Genomic DNA, 13,543 nt, shown 5'->3' with positions numbered 1-13,543 from the left:
GTGCGTCGTGCGCGACGCCTGGCGCGGCGGCGCGGCCGAGGGGTCGTGAGAGCGCCGATGACCCGCTGGCGGCCTCAGCAAAGCATTCGCGTCACCGCGCTCGGGCTGCACTGGCGGGCCGGATGCCTGCTGGCCGCCGAGGTTCGCGACGATGCGGGGCGGCTGATGGGCGTGCGGCCGCTCGGCGGCGGCGTCGAATTCGGCGAGCGCTGGCAGGATGCGCTGCTGCGTGAATTCCAGGAGGAGCTCGGGGTTGCGATCACGCTGCGCGGCGAGCCTCTGATTTTGGAGAACATCTACCGGCACGCCGACATGGTCGGTCATGAGATCGTATTCGTGGTCGACATCGACGTGGAGGGCGACCCGTTCGCGGACCGCGACAGCATCGCCTTCCACGAGGATAGCGGCATGGCCTGCCACGCGCGCTGGTTCGACCTCGCCGATCTCGACCGCGAGGACGGGCCGAAGCTGTATCCGGCCGGGTTGAAGGCGCTCTTGATCGCGCGGCCCAAGGCCCGCAGTGTCGGCAGCAGCAGGGGTGGCCGCGAACTCTGAGGTCGGCCCGGACTGCCGGATCTGAAACGGAGTGATGTCAGGATGAAATCCTTCCGCAAGGAGTTGTGGTTCGACATCCCGGGCCGCCGCGCCTTCATCAACATCACCGGGGAGGTCGAGGCGGCGCTCAAGGAGAGCGGTGTACGCGAGGGGCTGGTGCTGGTGAACGCGATGCACATCACGGCGTCTGTCTTCATCAATGACGACGAGAGCGGACTGCACCATGATTACGAGCAGTGGCTGGAGAAGCTGGCGCCGCACGAGCCGGTGGCTAGCTATCGCCACAACCGCACCGGCGAGGACAATGCCGACGCGCATATGAAGCGGCAGATCATGGGCCGCGAGGTCGTGGTGGCGATCACGCAGGGCAAGCTCGACTTCGGTCCGTGGGAGCAGATCTTCTACGGCGAGTTCGACGGCGGGAGGCGGAAGCGCGCGCTGATCAAGATCATCGGGGAGTAGAATCGGGGTCATGACTCCCGGGCGTCATTGCGAGGAGCGCAAGCGACGAAGCAATCCAGGGGCCACACACGAAGTCTTACCACGTGGCCCCTGGATCGCGTCGCTGGCGCTCGCGATGACGGAGCAGGGAGCGACAGCTTCCGCTGTCATGCCCGCGCAGGCGGGCATCCAGTCCGCCGCGGCCTCTCGGGCTGACCCGCTGTCATCTCGGAATACTGGATCGCCCGGTCAAGACCGGGCGATGACAGCTGTCGTTGTATGGCCCGATGGACCATGATCGTTATTGCGAGGCGCCTGCGAACACCGCCTTGATCTCGGCGGCGACCTTCGGCGTGTTCTCGTCGAGGACGAAGTGGCCGGCGTCGAGCCAGACCAGCTTCACGTCGGAGAGGTCGTTGAGATAGGCGCGGGCGCCGGGCGGGATGAAGAACGGATCGTGCTGGCCCCAGACGATCAGCGTCTTCGGGCTGTGCGCCCTGAAGGCGGCCTGCCATTGCGGATACAGCGCGACATTGCTTTTGTAGTCTGCGAGCAGATCGAGCTGATAGTGCTGCGTGCCCGGACGGTCGAGCAGTGCCTGGTCGAGGGTCCAGTTGTCCGGATTGACCGCGTCGGGATCCTTGGCGCCGACCAGCCACTGAAATTTCGTTCCGTCCAGGCTGAGCAGCTCGCGCGCGGGCGCCTCGGTCTCCGGCGTGCGCTTCTCCCACAGCGGCAGCAGCACCTTCTTCGGCGCCTCGCCGACACCCTCCATGTAGGCATTGGTGTTCTGGATGATGAAGCCCATCACGCGCTCGGGCCGCTGCGTGAACAGGCGGAAGCCGACCGGGCCGCCATAGTCCTGCATGTAGAGGATGTAGGAGTCGATCCCGAGCACGTCGACGAGGCCGGCAACATGGGCGGCGAGATTGTCGAACGTGTAGGCGAATTCGCTGTGGTCGGGCGCATCGGAATGGCCGAAGCCGATGTAGTCGGGTGCGACGAGGTGGAAGCGATCGGCCAGCGCCGGGATCAGGTCGCGGAACATCTGGCTGCTGGTGGGCAGGCCGTGCAGCAGCAGAATGGTCGGCGCGGCGGGGTCGCCGGCCTCGCGGTAGAAGACCTTGCGGCCGTGGACGGTCGCGGTGCGGTGTCGGGTCTGTGTGGTCATGGGGACGCTCCAGGTCTCGGGCAGCCGCAACGATTGCCGGCCGCCGTTCCCCGATTCCTATGCCTTCCAAAAAAAAGCGGGAGCCGGTAGGTTCGGAAAGAAGCCTCTCGTTTTATGGAAGGTCTCTTGGACCGTCTCGATGCCATGGAAGTGGTGCTGGCCGCAGCGGACGCCGGCAGCCTGTCGAAAGCCAGCCGGGCGCTCGGGCTGCCGCTCGCCACCGTCAGCCGCAAGGTCGCCGAGCTCGAAGCGCATCTGAAGGCGACGCTGCTGATCCGCTCGGCCAAGGGGCTGGAGCTGACGCCGGCGGGGCGATCCTATGTCGCGGCCGCGCGCGCGATCCTGGAGCAGGTCGCCGAGGCCGAACGCGCCGCGTCCGGCGAATATTCCGAGCCCAAGGGCGACCTCGTCGTGACCGCGCCGATCATGTTCGGCCGGCTGCATGCGCTGCCGGTGGTGACGCGATTCCTCTCCGCCTATCCGGATGTCGCGGTCGACCTCGTGATGACCGACCGGGTCGCGCATTTTCTCGACGACCAGGTCGATGTCGCGTTGCGGATCGGGCAACTGCCGGATTCCAGCCTGATCGCCACCCGGCTCGGCACGGTTCGCCACGTCATCTGCGCCAGCCCGGATTATCTCGCGGCCAATGGCCGGCCGGCGGCGCCGGACGATCTGGCGCGGCACAGCGTGGTCTCGTTCCAGAGCGTGTCGGCGGAGAGCGCCTGGCCGTTCGACATGGAGGGGACCGAGATCTCCGCCCGCTTTCGCGCGCGTCTCGGCGTCAATACCATCGATGCCGCGATCGAGGCCGGGCTGTCGGGCGCCGGCCTGGTGCGGGCGCTGTCCTATCAGGTGGCCGAGCACGTCCGCAGCGGCCGGCTCGCGCTCGTGCTCGAACGCTTCGAGCCCGCCCCGCGACCCGTGCACCTCGTCTATGACGGCCAGGCCCGGCTGCCGCTGAAGCTGCGCGCCTTCGTGGATTTCGCCTTCCCACTGCTGCGGCAGCGGCTGGTCGAGGCGGCGCTCTGTTGACGACGTGGGCCGAGGACGCTGCTCCCGGCCGGGCGATGACAGCGGTAATGGTGCGGCCAGCTTCGCCACGACCGTCATTGCGAGGCGCGAAGCGACGAAGCAATCCAGGGGCTACGCGTAAAGGTTTTCCGTGTGGCCCCTGGATCGCTTCGCTGGCGCTCGCGATGACGGAGGAGGGAATTGATTTTTGGCATTCATCCGACCGATGATCTTGGATCACGCGCCCCCCACCGACCGGCCTCCACCAGTGCGATGAAGCGCTCCACCGACTCGTTGAACAGGGCCGGTTCCTCCAGGTTCAGCACGTGCCCGGACTTCGGGAAGACCGTCAGCCCCGATGCCGGCAGATGCTGTTTCAGGAAAAGGCTCGGCGCGACGCAGGCGTCGTCCTCGTCGCCGCAGATGATCAGGGCCGGTGTGGCGACGCGGCGGATGGCGTCGGTCATGGTGTAGATCGAGGGACGGCCGCCTTGAAAGCCGCGCATCGTGTTGGCCGATCCCCTGGCATCGTGGCGGGCAAGGGCAGCGTAGAAGTCGGCATGGCCGCGCGGGTCCTTGACCAGGAAGGGGATGCGGCCGGGGGCCTCGCGGGTGACCTTGGCGGTCTCGACCGAGCCCAGGGTCTCGAACTGTTCGGCGGTGGCGCGGCACTGGGCGCGGAAGGCGTCGAGCTGCTCCAGGCTCGAGCCGGAGCCGACGCCGGCCAGCACCATCGAGCGGATGCGGTGCGGTGCGTTCAGCGCGACCTGCAGCGATGAGTAGGAGCCCATCGACAGGCCGACGAAGTGGGCGGCTGCGATGCCGAGATGGTCGAGCACGGCGAGCGCATCAGTATAGAAATGCACGTAGCTGTAGACGTCGGGCGAGACCGGCACATCGGACGGCGTGTAACCGCGCGCCGAGTAGGCGATGCAGCGGTGACGGCGCGCGAAGTAGCGCAGCTGCGGCTCCCAATTGGTGTGGTCGGCGGCGAACTCGTGCAGGAAGATCAGCGGGGTGCCCGCGCCGGCCTCTTCAAAATAGAGGCGAACGCCGTCCTTCGCCGTCGCATGGGGCATCGTCAGCTCCTCCCGTGTCGCGTGCCGGATCATGACTGATCGCGCCGAGCGCGACAATGAGACGCCGCGCTGTCCGGTTTTGGCCGAAGAATAAACCCGGAATCACCCTCTCGTCGCCGTCTTTTCGCCATCGATGGTCATGGTTTGGTCACATCCGAACTTTTTACGGACCCCCGCTGGCGGCTTGCAGAGGGGCCGCGCTGAGGACCAGGGGGTGCCGAGTCTGAGTACCAGTCGGGTACTGGGGGAAGTAACAGAAGGATTGAGTATGGTTGTGTCTACCCTTCGCCGGTCGATTCACATCGTTGCGCTGACCATGGGAGCGGCAATGATCGCCGCCACCGCAACACCGGCTTCTGCCCGTCCGCATCACGGCTCCGGGCATCATGCCCACCGCAGCCACGGCGGCCATCACACCGCAAGAGTTCATCATCACCGCCGGTTGGTCGCCCGGCTGTCGCGCTGGGAGCGCGGCGTCGCGCGGGTGCGGGTCGAAGGCGTCGCCGACGCGCAGGCCAGCCTCATGATGCCCGGGACGGCGTCCGGAGGCATGGCAATGTCCGGCGGCTTCGGCGGCGACAGCAGCGTCGTCGCGGCAGCGCGCAGCTATGTCGGCGGCGGCAACCCGACCGGGCGGCGCAGCCTGTGGTGCGCGCGCTTCATGAACATGGTGCTGGAGCGCACCGGCCATCGCGGCACCGGCTCCGACATGGCGCGCTCGTTCGCGAGCTACGGCCAGCGCGTCTCCGGCCCGCAGGTCGGCGCCATCGCGGTGATGAGCCGTCGCGGCGGCGGACATGTCGGCGTGGTCTCGGGCGTCGATGCCCAGGGCAACCCGATCGTCATTTCCGGCAATTACGGCCACCGCGTCCGCGAGGCCGCCGTGTCGCGCGGCCGCGTCTACGCCTATGTGATGCCGAACTGATCAGTTCAGCACTCCCGACAAGCGGCACCGCCCGTGGTGGCTGCCCGTCACCAGACCCTCTCCCTGCCAGAACGGGGAGAGGGAGCGCAGCGCCGGTGCGTTGAGAGCACGGATGTTGCTCCAAAGGCTCGTCATTGCGAGCGCAGCAATCCAGGGCCGCGCGAGCAGTCTGGATTGTTTCGTCGGCTTCCGCTCCTCGCAATGACGCGGGGGCCGAGAGCGCGAGTCACAACAAGCTCGGCTGCTCCACGGCGAGCTCGTCGCCGACCGCGATGTCGCCGCCCTCGATGACCTCGGCATAGATGCCGCAGTCGGTGTTGCCGCGGTGGTTCAGCAGCGCCGGCGGAATATCGAGGTCGCGCGCGGCGGTGTCGGGGTCGACGTTGACGGCGGCGCAGCGGGTGGTGGTCTTGACGATCTTCAGCCGCGCCGAGCCGATGCGCAGCGTCTCGCCCATCAGCCCCGCTTCGTGCCAGGCCGGCCAGCCGCTGACATAGACATTGGCGCGGAAGCGCAGCGGGTGCACGGTCGCGCCGACCATCTGCTCGACCTCGGCGACCGAGGCGAGGTTGATGATCGAGATCACCTTGCGCGCCAGATCCGTGAAGGCGTAGCCGCCGCCCGACAGCAGCCTGGCCGGGCCGCGCAGTTCGTCGGCGAATTCGGTTGCGAAGAAGCGCTCGATGGCGGCACGGCCTTCGGCGCTCTCGAGATCACCCTGCGCGACGATCGCGCCGTCCTTGCGGATGGTGAGAATGTTGCTCGCGTCGTCGAAGCGGGTCTTGAATCCGGCGAGGCGCTCATTGCGCATCAGCATCAGATAGGCGGTCTTCGGCTTCCACACCGGGGCTGCCGGATCGAAGCCGGTGGGGCCATTCTCCAGGGCGTATCGCCGATCCGCCGGCAGTGTCTCTCCGGGCCGCAAGGGGGCGGTCTGCAGGGGTTCCGGGGTCAGGCCCTTGACCGGATAGCGGTACAGGCCGGCGATGCGTGCGGGGCTGGTCTGGCTCATGGTGCCGGTCATAGGGGATTCCCCGCCGATCGGCCAGGGCACACGAATTTGTGAAGCCGCCCCTTCCGTTTTTCGGCCGCCTTCCCACATTTCCTCTCAAGCCGGGTGGAGCTCGGCGACGTCAAGAGAGTTGCGGCGTTGATGAACGTCAACGTGCGCGGTCACAAACCCAATGAAGATGCTGGAACCGTGCCTTCGGGGCGTCACAGCAGGCTGAGGGAACCATCATGAATATCGACAAATATACCGAGCGCGCGCGGGGTTTCATTCAATCGGCGCAGTCGCTGGCCGTGCGTGACGGCCACCAGCAGTTCTCGCCGCTGCATCTCCTGAAGGTCCTGCTCGACGACAGCGAGGGACTCGCGGGCGGTCTGATCGACCGCGCCGGCGGCAATTCGCGCGCGATCCTGAAAGCCACCGAGGACGCGCTCGGCAAGATGCCGAAAGTGTCGGGCAGCGGCGCCGGGCAGATCTACCTGTCTCCCGAATTGGCGCGCGCCTTCGACGCGGCGGAAAAGGCGGCCGAGAAGGCCGGCGACAGTTTCGTCACCGTCGAGCGGCTGCTGCTCGGGCTGACGCTCGACGCCAAGAGCGAGACCGGAAGCATCCTCGCCAAGGGCGGTGTCACCGCGCAGAACCTCAACGCGGCGATCGAGAGCTTGCGCAAGGGGCGCACGGCCGATTCGGCGACCGCCGAGAATGCCTATGACGCGCTGAAGAAATATGCCCGCGACCTGACCCAGGCGGCGCGTGACGGCAAGCTCGATCCGGTGATCGGCCGCGACGAGGAGATCCGCCGCACCATTCAGGTGCTGTCGCGGCGCACCAAGAACAATCCCGTGCTGATCGGCGAGCCCGGCGTCGGCAAGACCGCGATCGTCGAGGGGCTGGCGCTGCGCATCGTCAATGGCGACGTGCCGGAGAGCCTGAAGGACAAGCGGCTGCTGTCGCTCGATCTCGGCGCGCTGATCGCGGGCGCCAAATATCGCGGCGAGTTCGAGGAGCGGCTGAAGGCCGTGCTGCAGGAGGTGACGGCGGCCGAAGGCACCTTCGTGCTGTTCATCGACGAGATGCACACCCTGATCGGCGCCGGCAAGGCCGACGGCGCGATGGATGCGTCGAACCTGCTGAAGCCTGCGCTGGCGCGCGGCGAGCTGCACTGCATCGGCGCGACCACGCTCGACGAGTATCAGAAGCATGTCGAGAAGGACGCAGCCCTCGCCCGCCGCTTCCAGCCGGTCTACGTCACCGAGCCCACGGTCGAGGACACCATCTCGATCCTGCGCGGCCTGAAGGACAAATACGAGCAGCATCACGGCGTGCGCATCACCGATAGCGCGCTGGTGGCCTCGGCGACCTTGTCGAACCGCTACATCACCGACCGCTTCCTGCCCGACAAGGCCATCGACCTGATGGACGAGGCGGCGGCGCGGCTGAAGATGCAGGTCGACTCGAAGCCCGAGGAGCTCGATTCGCTGGATCGCGAGATCATCCGGCTCAAGATCGAGCAGGAGGCCTTGAAGAAGGAGAGCGATCTCGGCTCCAAGACGAGGCTGCAGGCGCTGGAGAAGGAGCTCGCCGATCTCGAGGAGAAGTCGGCCTCGCTGACCGCGAAGTGGAGCGCCGAGAAGGACAAGCTGTCGAACGCGCAGAAGCTCAAGAGCGAGCTGGACGGCTTGCGCATCGAGCTCGCCAACGCGCAGCGCCGCGGCGAGTACCAGAAGGCGGGCGAACTCGCCTATGGCCGCATCCCCGAGCTGGAGAAGCGGCTCGCCGACATCGAGGCCAAGGAGACCAGCGGCGAGATGATGGAGGAGGCGGTCACCGCCAACCACATCGCGCAGGTGGTCTCGCGCTGGACCGGCGTGCCGGTCGACAAGATGCTCGAGGGCGAGAAGGACAAGCTCCTGCGGATGGAGGATAGCCTCGGCAAGCGCGTCGTCGGCCAGTTCGAGGCCGTGCATGCGGTCGCGACCGCCGTGCGGCGCTCGCGCGCCGGCCTGCAGGATCCGAACCGGCCGATGGGCTCGTTCATGTTCTTAGGCCCGACCGGCGTCGGCAAGACCGAGCTCACCAAGGCGCTCGCCGAGTACCTGTTCAACGACGAGACCGCGATGGTCCGGCTCGACATGTCCGAGTACATGGAGAAGCACTCGGTGTCGCGGCTGATCGGCGCGCCTCCCGGCTATGTCGGCTATGACGAGGGCGGGGCGCTGACCGAGGCCGTGCGGCGCCGGCCGTATCAGGTCGTGCTGTTCGACGAGATCGAGAAGGCGCATCCGGATGTGTTCAACGTGCTGCTGCAGGTGCTCGACGACGGCCGCCTGACCGATGGCCAGGGCCGCACCGTCGACTTCCGCAACACGCTGATCATCATGACGTCGAACCTCGGCTCCGAGTTCCTGGTGAATCAGCCGGAGGGCGAGGATACGTCGGAGGTGCGCGAACTGGTGATGGGCACGGTGCGGAGCCATTTCCGGCCCGAGTTCCTCAACCGCGTCGACGAGATCATCCTGTTCCACCGGCTGCAGAAGAGCGAGATGGGCCGGATCGTCGAGATCCAGTTCTCGCGGCTCCAGAAGCTCCTGGAGGAGCGCAAGATCACGCTCTCGCTCGACGGCGACGCCCGCGACTGGCTCGCCGCCAAGGGCTGGGACCCGGCCTATGGCGCCCGTCCGCTGAAGCGGGTGATCCAGCGCAGCGTGCAGGACCCGCTCGCCGAGATGATCCTGGCCGGCGACATCAAGGATGGCGACAAGGTCGCCATCTCCTCGGAAGGCAATGTGCTGACCTTCAACGGCAAGGCCCATCGCACCGCGGAGATCGCGACGTTCGAGGCACCGATCCCGAAGCGCAAGCTGAACTGATCGCGCGCGCGTCGCGCCCAAACTGAAACGGCCCCCGCTGAGCGATCAGCGGGGGCAGTTCTCGTTGAAAATCCTCCGACGGGGCCGAGGCTCAGCGGCTCACCGGGATCGGGCCGGCGTCCGAGATGCGCGCGGTGCCGTTGCGGCCGGCCATCATCTGGTCGACGCGGTCGCGTTCCTTTTCGAAGCCCGCCATGATCTGGCCCTCGAGCGAGCGGCCGCGCGGCAGCTTCACGCGCAAGGGATCGACGAAGCGGCCGTTGACCAGGATCTCGTAGTGGACGTGCGGGCCGGTCGACTGGCCGGTCGAGCCGACGAAGCCGATGACCTGGCCCTGGCGGACCCGCTTGCCGGGCTCCATGCCCTTCACGAATGCCGACATATGGCCGTAGGCGGTCTCGTAGCCGTTGTTGTGCTTGATGCGGATGTACTTGCCGTAGCCGCCTTCGGTGCCGACCTTCTCAAGCACGCCATTGCCGGCGGCGAAAATCGGCGTGCCGTAGGCGGTGGCCCAGTCGACGCCGGTGTGCATCTTCACATAGCCGAGGATCGGATGGCGGCGGCCGCCGAAGCCGGAGCGCATGATCGCATTGTTGACGGGCTTGCGGACCAGGAACTTCTTCGCGCTCTTGCCGGTCTCGTCATAATAGTCGACGACGCTGTCGTCGGGCGTCTGGAACCGGTAGTACTTCTTGGTCTCGCCGCCGACCGTCAGCGAGGCGAACAGCACCTCGCTCTTTTCGTTGGTGCCCGGCTTGTCGTCGTCGTCGCCGGCATAGAACACGTCGAACGAGTCGCCCGGCTGCACCCTGCGCTGGAAGTCGACGTCGTAGGAATAGATCCGGATCATGTCCTCGATGACCGGCGCCGGCACCTTGTTGCGCAGCGCGGTCTCATAGATGCTCTGGTAGAGGCGGACGCCGGTGCCGTCATCCTCCTCGTCGTCGTTGGCGTTGTCCGCGGTCTCGGTCACCGTGTTCATGCTCTGCACGTCGACGGCGACATATTTGCCGAGGTCCGACAGCGCGGCGACGGCTTCGATCATGGTGTCGTTGGCAACGATGACGCGGACCGGCTGCAACCGCGCCCCTGGAGCGGGGCTCACCGGCGCCATCATGATGCGCAGCTTCTCGCCTTCCTTCAGGCCGCCGTCGCGGCCGCGGGGGCCGAGTTGGCCGGCGATCGCCTTGGCCTCGTCCGGCGTGGCGCCCTGATCGCGCAGGATCGAGGCGACCGTGTCGCCCTTCTTGACCAGATGGACACGCTCGCCGAGCGGATTGCCGCCGGTGATCTGCTCCTTGGTCTTGGGCAGCAGGGTGACGTTTTCCGGCACCACACGGGTCTCGAAGCCCGCATAGGGATCGGGCGCGGCGCCATCATTGGCGTAGGACAGTTTCAGATCGCCCGTCGCGCCGGTCGCGCCCGCAGCGTCCGCCGCGGCATTGGCCAGCGAGGCGTAGCGGACGCCGCCATTGTTGCCGCGCCAGTTGGCCGCGTCGCGAACCCGCATCACGATCTCGTCGAACGCCACCGAGGCGGCGATCTTCGCCTTCGGCAGCACGGCCGTGAGGTCCTTGGTGACGAAGGAGACTTCGGCGTCCGGCTCGATGGCGGCCGGATTGTTGGGGTCGTCGCCGGTCCCTGTCTTGTCGTTGTCGGCGTCGGTCAGCAGCCGCTGCGCATTGAACGGCGGGATCTTGGCAGACAGATCGCTGGTCGTCATCGACAGATTTCCCGAGATCCGCACATAGGGACGGACCCGGATCACTTCGCGCGTCCCGGCGCGGGTCACGGTGGAGACGCGCACCACGTTGCGCGCGGCGGCCGCCTCGCTCGGCGGCGGCAGCCGGTCGCTCTTGCGCAAGGTGGCGACACGATCATTGCCGCCGAACGCACCGCGCAGCGCGCTTTCCATCCGCTCCGGCATGCGGGCAAAGGTGAGCTCGCCGTCGAGCGACGCGAAAACGGCGCCGCCGATCAGGGCCGCGCCGCAGAGGCCTGTCAGAATCGTGCCGGAAAACCATTGCACGGAGACGCGCCGGCGATCGATCACCGCGGCTTCGGAGCCATCGACGGATAGCGGCGGCTCATGACCGAGATCGATCATGCCGACCTCGCGTCCCATCCCCCCGCGTGACGTCCGATGGTTCAACCTTCGTCCCCCAAGTTCAAAGTCAGCACCGAGATCACTCAGCTGCCGGGTTGGCGTACCGTCCAAGACATGACCGTCCAGGACAAACGGCTCGGAATGATGGCGCGTCTCTGACGGTTCGAGGCTATTGGGCGCGACGCCCTGAAGTCCCGAACCGCTGTTCTTCTTTAGGATCTCTCGATGTCGTCTCGGTCGTCTGAATCAGGCGAAGGGCTCGCCAATTCCTTGATCTGGATCACCCGTCAGCTGATGGCGGTCCCCGCTGGGCCAAATCAGCTCAGGTCGATGCTTAACAAATCGTCGCAGGATTGTGGCCCAAGTGGGGCACGATGTCCGCAAGAAATCGGGCTTCCGCAGCTGGTTCGAAAAAAATGATTCGATACGACGATTTCATGAAAAAGGTCGTTGACACCCCGTTAGGACCCCCCTATAAGCACGACCACTGAGCGCGGCGCCGCTTCGGGACACACCGAGGCGAGCATTCGCGCCAATACTGCTCCTCACTTCGTTGAGTGGTGCACAACCGGTAGAACCCGGTTGCTCATCGCCGTCGAATGAGGTTGCGGATCCCTCCGAGAGAGGGTGGGACTGAGGTCCCGGGCTGTTTGACAAGTGAAGATGAAGAAAGAGAAACGTGGACGGCGGAGTCCTTGCGGGTCTCGGGATTGAGCTTCGGCTTGGTTTCGAGATCGGACGAGAAGACTTCGGCGGACAATGTTTCAAAGGTAACACCATGGTCTTAGCGCTGTGAAGCGCGGGACTGATTGGTGGGACCTCGTCAAACGTTGTGATCAGCCGGTTCAAAGCTTCAAGTTCAACTTGAGAGTTTGATCCTGGCTCAGAGCGAACGCTGGCGGCAGGCTTAACACATGCAAGTCGAGCGGGCGTAGCAATACGTCAGCGGCAGACGGGTGAGTAACGCGTGGGAACGTACCTTTTGGTTCGGAACAACACAGGGAAACTTGTGCTAATACCGGATAAGCCCTTACGGGGAAAGATTTATCGCCGAAAGATCGGCCCGCGTCTGATTAGCTAGTTGGTGGGGTAATGGCCCACCAAGGCGACGATCAGTAGCTGGTCTGAGAGGATGATCAGCCACATTGGGACTGAGACACGGCCCAAACTCCTACGGGAGGCAGCAGTGGGGAATATTGGACAATGGGGGCAACCCTGATCCAGCCATGCCGCGTGAGTGATGAAGGCCCTAGGGTTGTAAAGCTCTTTTGTGCGGGAAGATAATGACGGTACCGCAAGAATAAGCCCCGGCTAACTTCGTGCCAGCAGCCGCGGTAATACGAAGGGGGCTAGCGTTGCTCGGAATCACTGGGCGTAAAGGGTGCGTAGGCGGGTCTTTAAGTCAGGGGTGAAATCCTGGAGCTCAACTCCAGAACTGCCTTTGATACTGAAGATCTTGAGTTCGGGAGAGGTGAGTGGAACTGCGAGTGTAGAGGTGAAATTCGTAGATATTCGCAAGAACACCAGTGGCGAAGGCGGCTCACTGGCCCGATACTGACGCTGAGGCACGAAAGCGTGGGGAGCAAACAGGATTAGATACCCTGGTAGTCCACGCCGTAAACGATGAATGCCAGCCGTTAGTGGGTTTACTCACTAGTGGCGCAGCTAACGCTTTAAGCATTCCGCCTGGGGAGTACGGTCGCAAGATTAAAACTCAAAGGAATTGACGGGGGCCCGCACAAGCGGTGGAGCATGTGGTTTAATTCGACGCAACGCGCAGAACCTTACCAGCCCTTGACATGTTTGGGACCGGTCGCAGAGACGTGACCTTCTCTTCGGAGCCCGAAACACAGGTGCTGCATGGCTGTCGTCAGCTCGTGTCGTGAGATGTTGGGTTAAGTCCCGCAACGAGCGCAACCCCCGTCCTTAGTTGCTACCATTTAGTTGAGCACTCTAAGGAGACTGCCGGTGATAAGCCGCGAGGAAGGTGGGGATGACGTCAAGTCCTCATGGCCCTTACGGGCTGGGCTACACACGTGCTACAATGGCGGTGACAGTGGGAAGCTAAGGGGTGACCCTTCGCAAATCTCAAAAAGCCGTCTCAGTTCGGATTGGGCTCTGCAACTCGAGCCCATGAAGTTGGAATCGCTAGTAATCGTGGATCAGCACGCCACGGTGAATACGTTCCCGGGCCTTGTACACACCGCCCGTCACACCATGGGAGTTGGCTTTACCTGAAGGCGGTGCGCTAACCAGCAATGGAGGCAGCCGACCACGGTAGGGTCAGCGACTGGGGTGAAGTCGTAACAAGGTAGCCGTAGGGGAACCTGCGGCTGGATCACCTCCTTTCTAAGGATGGCTCTTCAGTCTGA

Annotated in this window: 9 protein-coding genes and 1 rRNA gene; 6 read left to right on the top strand and 4 right to left on the bottom strand. The window is 65.1% G+C overall.

Annotation, left to right across the window (positions count from 1 at the left end):
* The first annotated feature begins 57 nt into the window (after positions 1–57).
* Together BRAS3809_RS10690 and BRAS3809_RS10685 are read left to right on the top strand one after the other, a co-directional pair.
* Positions 58–555, top strand: coding sequence for an NUDIX hydrolase (locus BRAS3809_RS10690; protein WP_035656011.1), 498 nt, complete (start codon positions 58–60; stop codon positions 553–555).
* A gap of 42 nt (positions 556–597) precedes the next feature.
* Positions 598–1,017, top strand: a complete 420-nt coding sequence (locus BRAS3809_RS10685) for a secondary thiamine-phosphate synthase enzyme YjbQ (protein ID WP_008962106.1) — start codon at positions 598–600, stop codon at positions 1,015–1,017.
* Positions 1,018–1,297: 280 nt separating this feature from the next.
* Here the strand turns inward: BRAS3809_RS10685 and BRAS3809_RS10680 are convergent, their stop codons facing one another.
* A complete protein-coding gene (locus BRAS3809_RS10680; protein WP_008962105.1) occupies positions 1,298–2,167 on the bottom strand; it encodes an alpha/beta fold hydrolase in 870 nt (289 codons plus the stop codon).
* Positions 2,168–2,293: 126 nt separating this feature from the next.
* Between BRAS3809_RS10680 and BRAS3809_RS10675 the strand changes: the two genes are divergently transcribed.
* Positions 2,294–3,202 (top strand): LysR family transcriptional regulator, encoded by a 909-nt coding sequence (locus tag BRAS3809_RS10675; protein WP_008962104.1) that lies wholly within the window; start codon positions 2,294–2,296, stop codon positions 3,200–3,202.
* A 194-nt stretch (positions 3,203–3,396) separates the two neighbouring features.
* Here BRAS3809_RS10675 and BRAS3809_RS10670 read toward each other — a convergent pair whose 3' ends face one another.
* On the bottom strand, positions 3,397–4,260 hold the full coding sequence (locus BRAS3809_RS10670; protein WP_008962103.1) for an alpha/beta fold hydrolase: 864 nt from the start codon (positions 4,258–4,260) through the stop codon (positions 3,397–3,399).
* 268 nt (positions 4,261–4,528) lie between these two features.
* Here BRAS3809_RS10670 and BRAS3809_RS10665 point away from each other — a divergent pair, with 268 nt between their 5' ends.
* The gene (locus BRAS3809_RS10665; RefSeq protein ID WP_035656010.1) at positions 4,529–5,185 is read left to right on the top strand and encodes a TIGR02594 family protein; all 657 of its coding nucleotides are present in this window, start codon (positions 4,529–4,531) and stop codon (positions 5,183–5,185) included.
* A 226-nt stretch (positions 5,186–5,411) separates the two neighbouring features.
* On the opposite strand, the gene BRAS3809_RS10660 is transcribed toward BRAS3809_RS10665, so the two are convergent.
* Positions 5,412–6,239, bottom strand: coding sequence for an MOSC domain-containing protein (locus tag BRAS3809_RS10660; RefSeq protein WP_008962101.1), 828 nt, complete (start codon positions 6,237–6,239; stop codon positions 5,412–5,414).
* 185 nt (positions 6,240–6,424) lie between these two features.
* Here BRAS3809_RS10660 and clpB point away from each other — a divergent pair, with 185 nt between their 5' ends.
* The gene (gene clpB, locus BRAS3809_RS10655; protein WP_008962100.1) at positions 6,425–9,064 is read left to right on the top strand and encodes an ATP-dependent chaperone ClpB; all 2,640 of its coding nucleotides are present in this window, start codon (positions 6,425–6,427) and stop codon (positions 9,062–9,064) included.
* Positions 9,065–9,155: 91 nt separating this feature from the next.
* Here clpB and BRAS3809_RS10650 read toward each other — a convergent pair whose 3' ends face one another.
* Positions 9,156–11,216, bottom strand: coding sequence for a M23 family metallopeptidase (locus BRAS3809_RS10650; RefSeq protein ID WP_008962099.1), 2,061 nt, complete (start codon positions 11,214–11,216; stop codon positions 9,156–9,158).
* Between the two features lie 815 nt (positions 11,217–12,031).
* Between BRAS3809_RS10650 and BRAS3809_RS10645 the strand changes: the two genes are divergently transcribed.
* Positions 12,032–13,520: ribosomal RNA gene (locus tag BRAS3809_RS10645) — 16S ribosomal RNA — on the top strand.
* The last annotated feature ends 23 nt before the right edge of the window (positions 13,521–13,543 follow it).

Origin of the sequence: Bradyrhizobium sp. STM 3809 (genome assembly GCF_000239795.1) — a bacterium.
Lineage (GTDB): Bacteria > Pseudomonadota > Alphaproteobacteria > Rhizobiales > Xanthobacteraceae > Bradyrhizobium.
Note: the sequence above shows the minus strand (reverse complement) of the source record. Positions and strands in the feature narration are given on the sequence as shown.

Excerpts from the sequence above, each read along its gene's own strand:
- BRAS3809_RS10690 (WP_035656011.1), top strand. The coding sequence starts at position 58 with ATGACCCGCTGGCGGCCTCAGCAAAGCATTCGCGTCACCGCGCTCGGG.
- BRAS3809_RS10685 (WP_008962106.1), top strand. The coding sequence starts at position 598 with ATGAAATCCTTCCGCAAGGAGTTGTGGTTCGACATCCCGGGCCGCCGC.
- BRAS3809_RS10680 (WP_008962105.1), bottom strand. The coding sequence starts at position 2,167 with ATGACCACACAGACCCGACACCGCACCGCGACCGTCCACGGCCGCAAG.
- BRAS3809_RS10670 (WP_008962103.1), bottom strand. The coding sequence starts at position 4,260 with ATGCCCCATGCGACGGCGAAGGACGGCGTTCGCCTCTATTTTGAAGAG.
- BRAS3809_RS10665 (WP_035656010.1), top strand. The coding sequence starts at position 4,529 with ATGGTTGTGTCTACCCTTCGCCGGTCGATTCACATCGTTGCGCTGACC.
- clpB (WP_008962100.1), top strand. The coding sequence starts at position 6,425 with ATGAATATCGACAAATATACCGAGCGCGCGCGGGGTTTCATTCAATCG.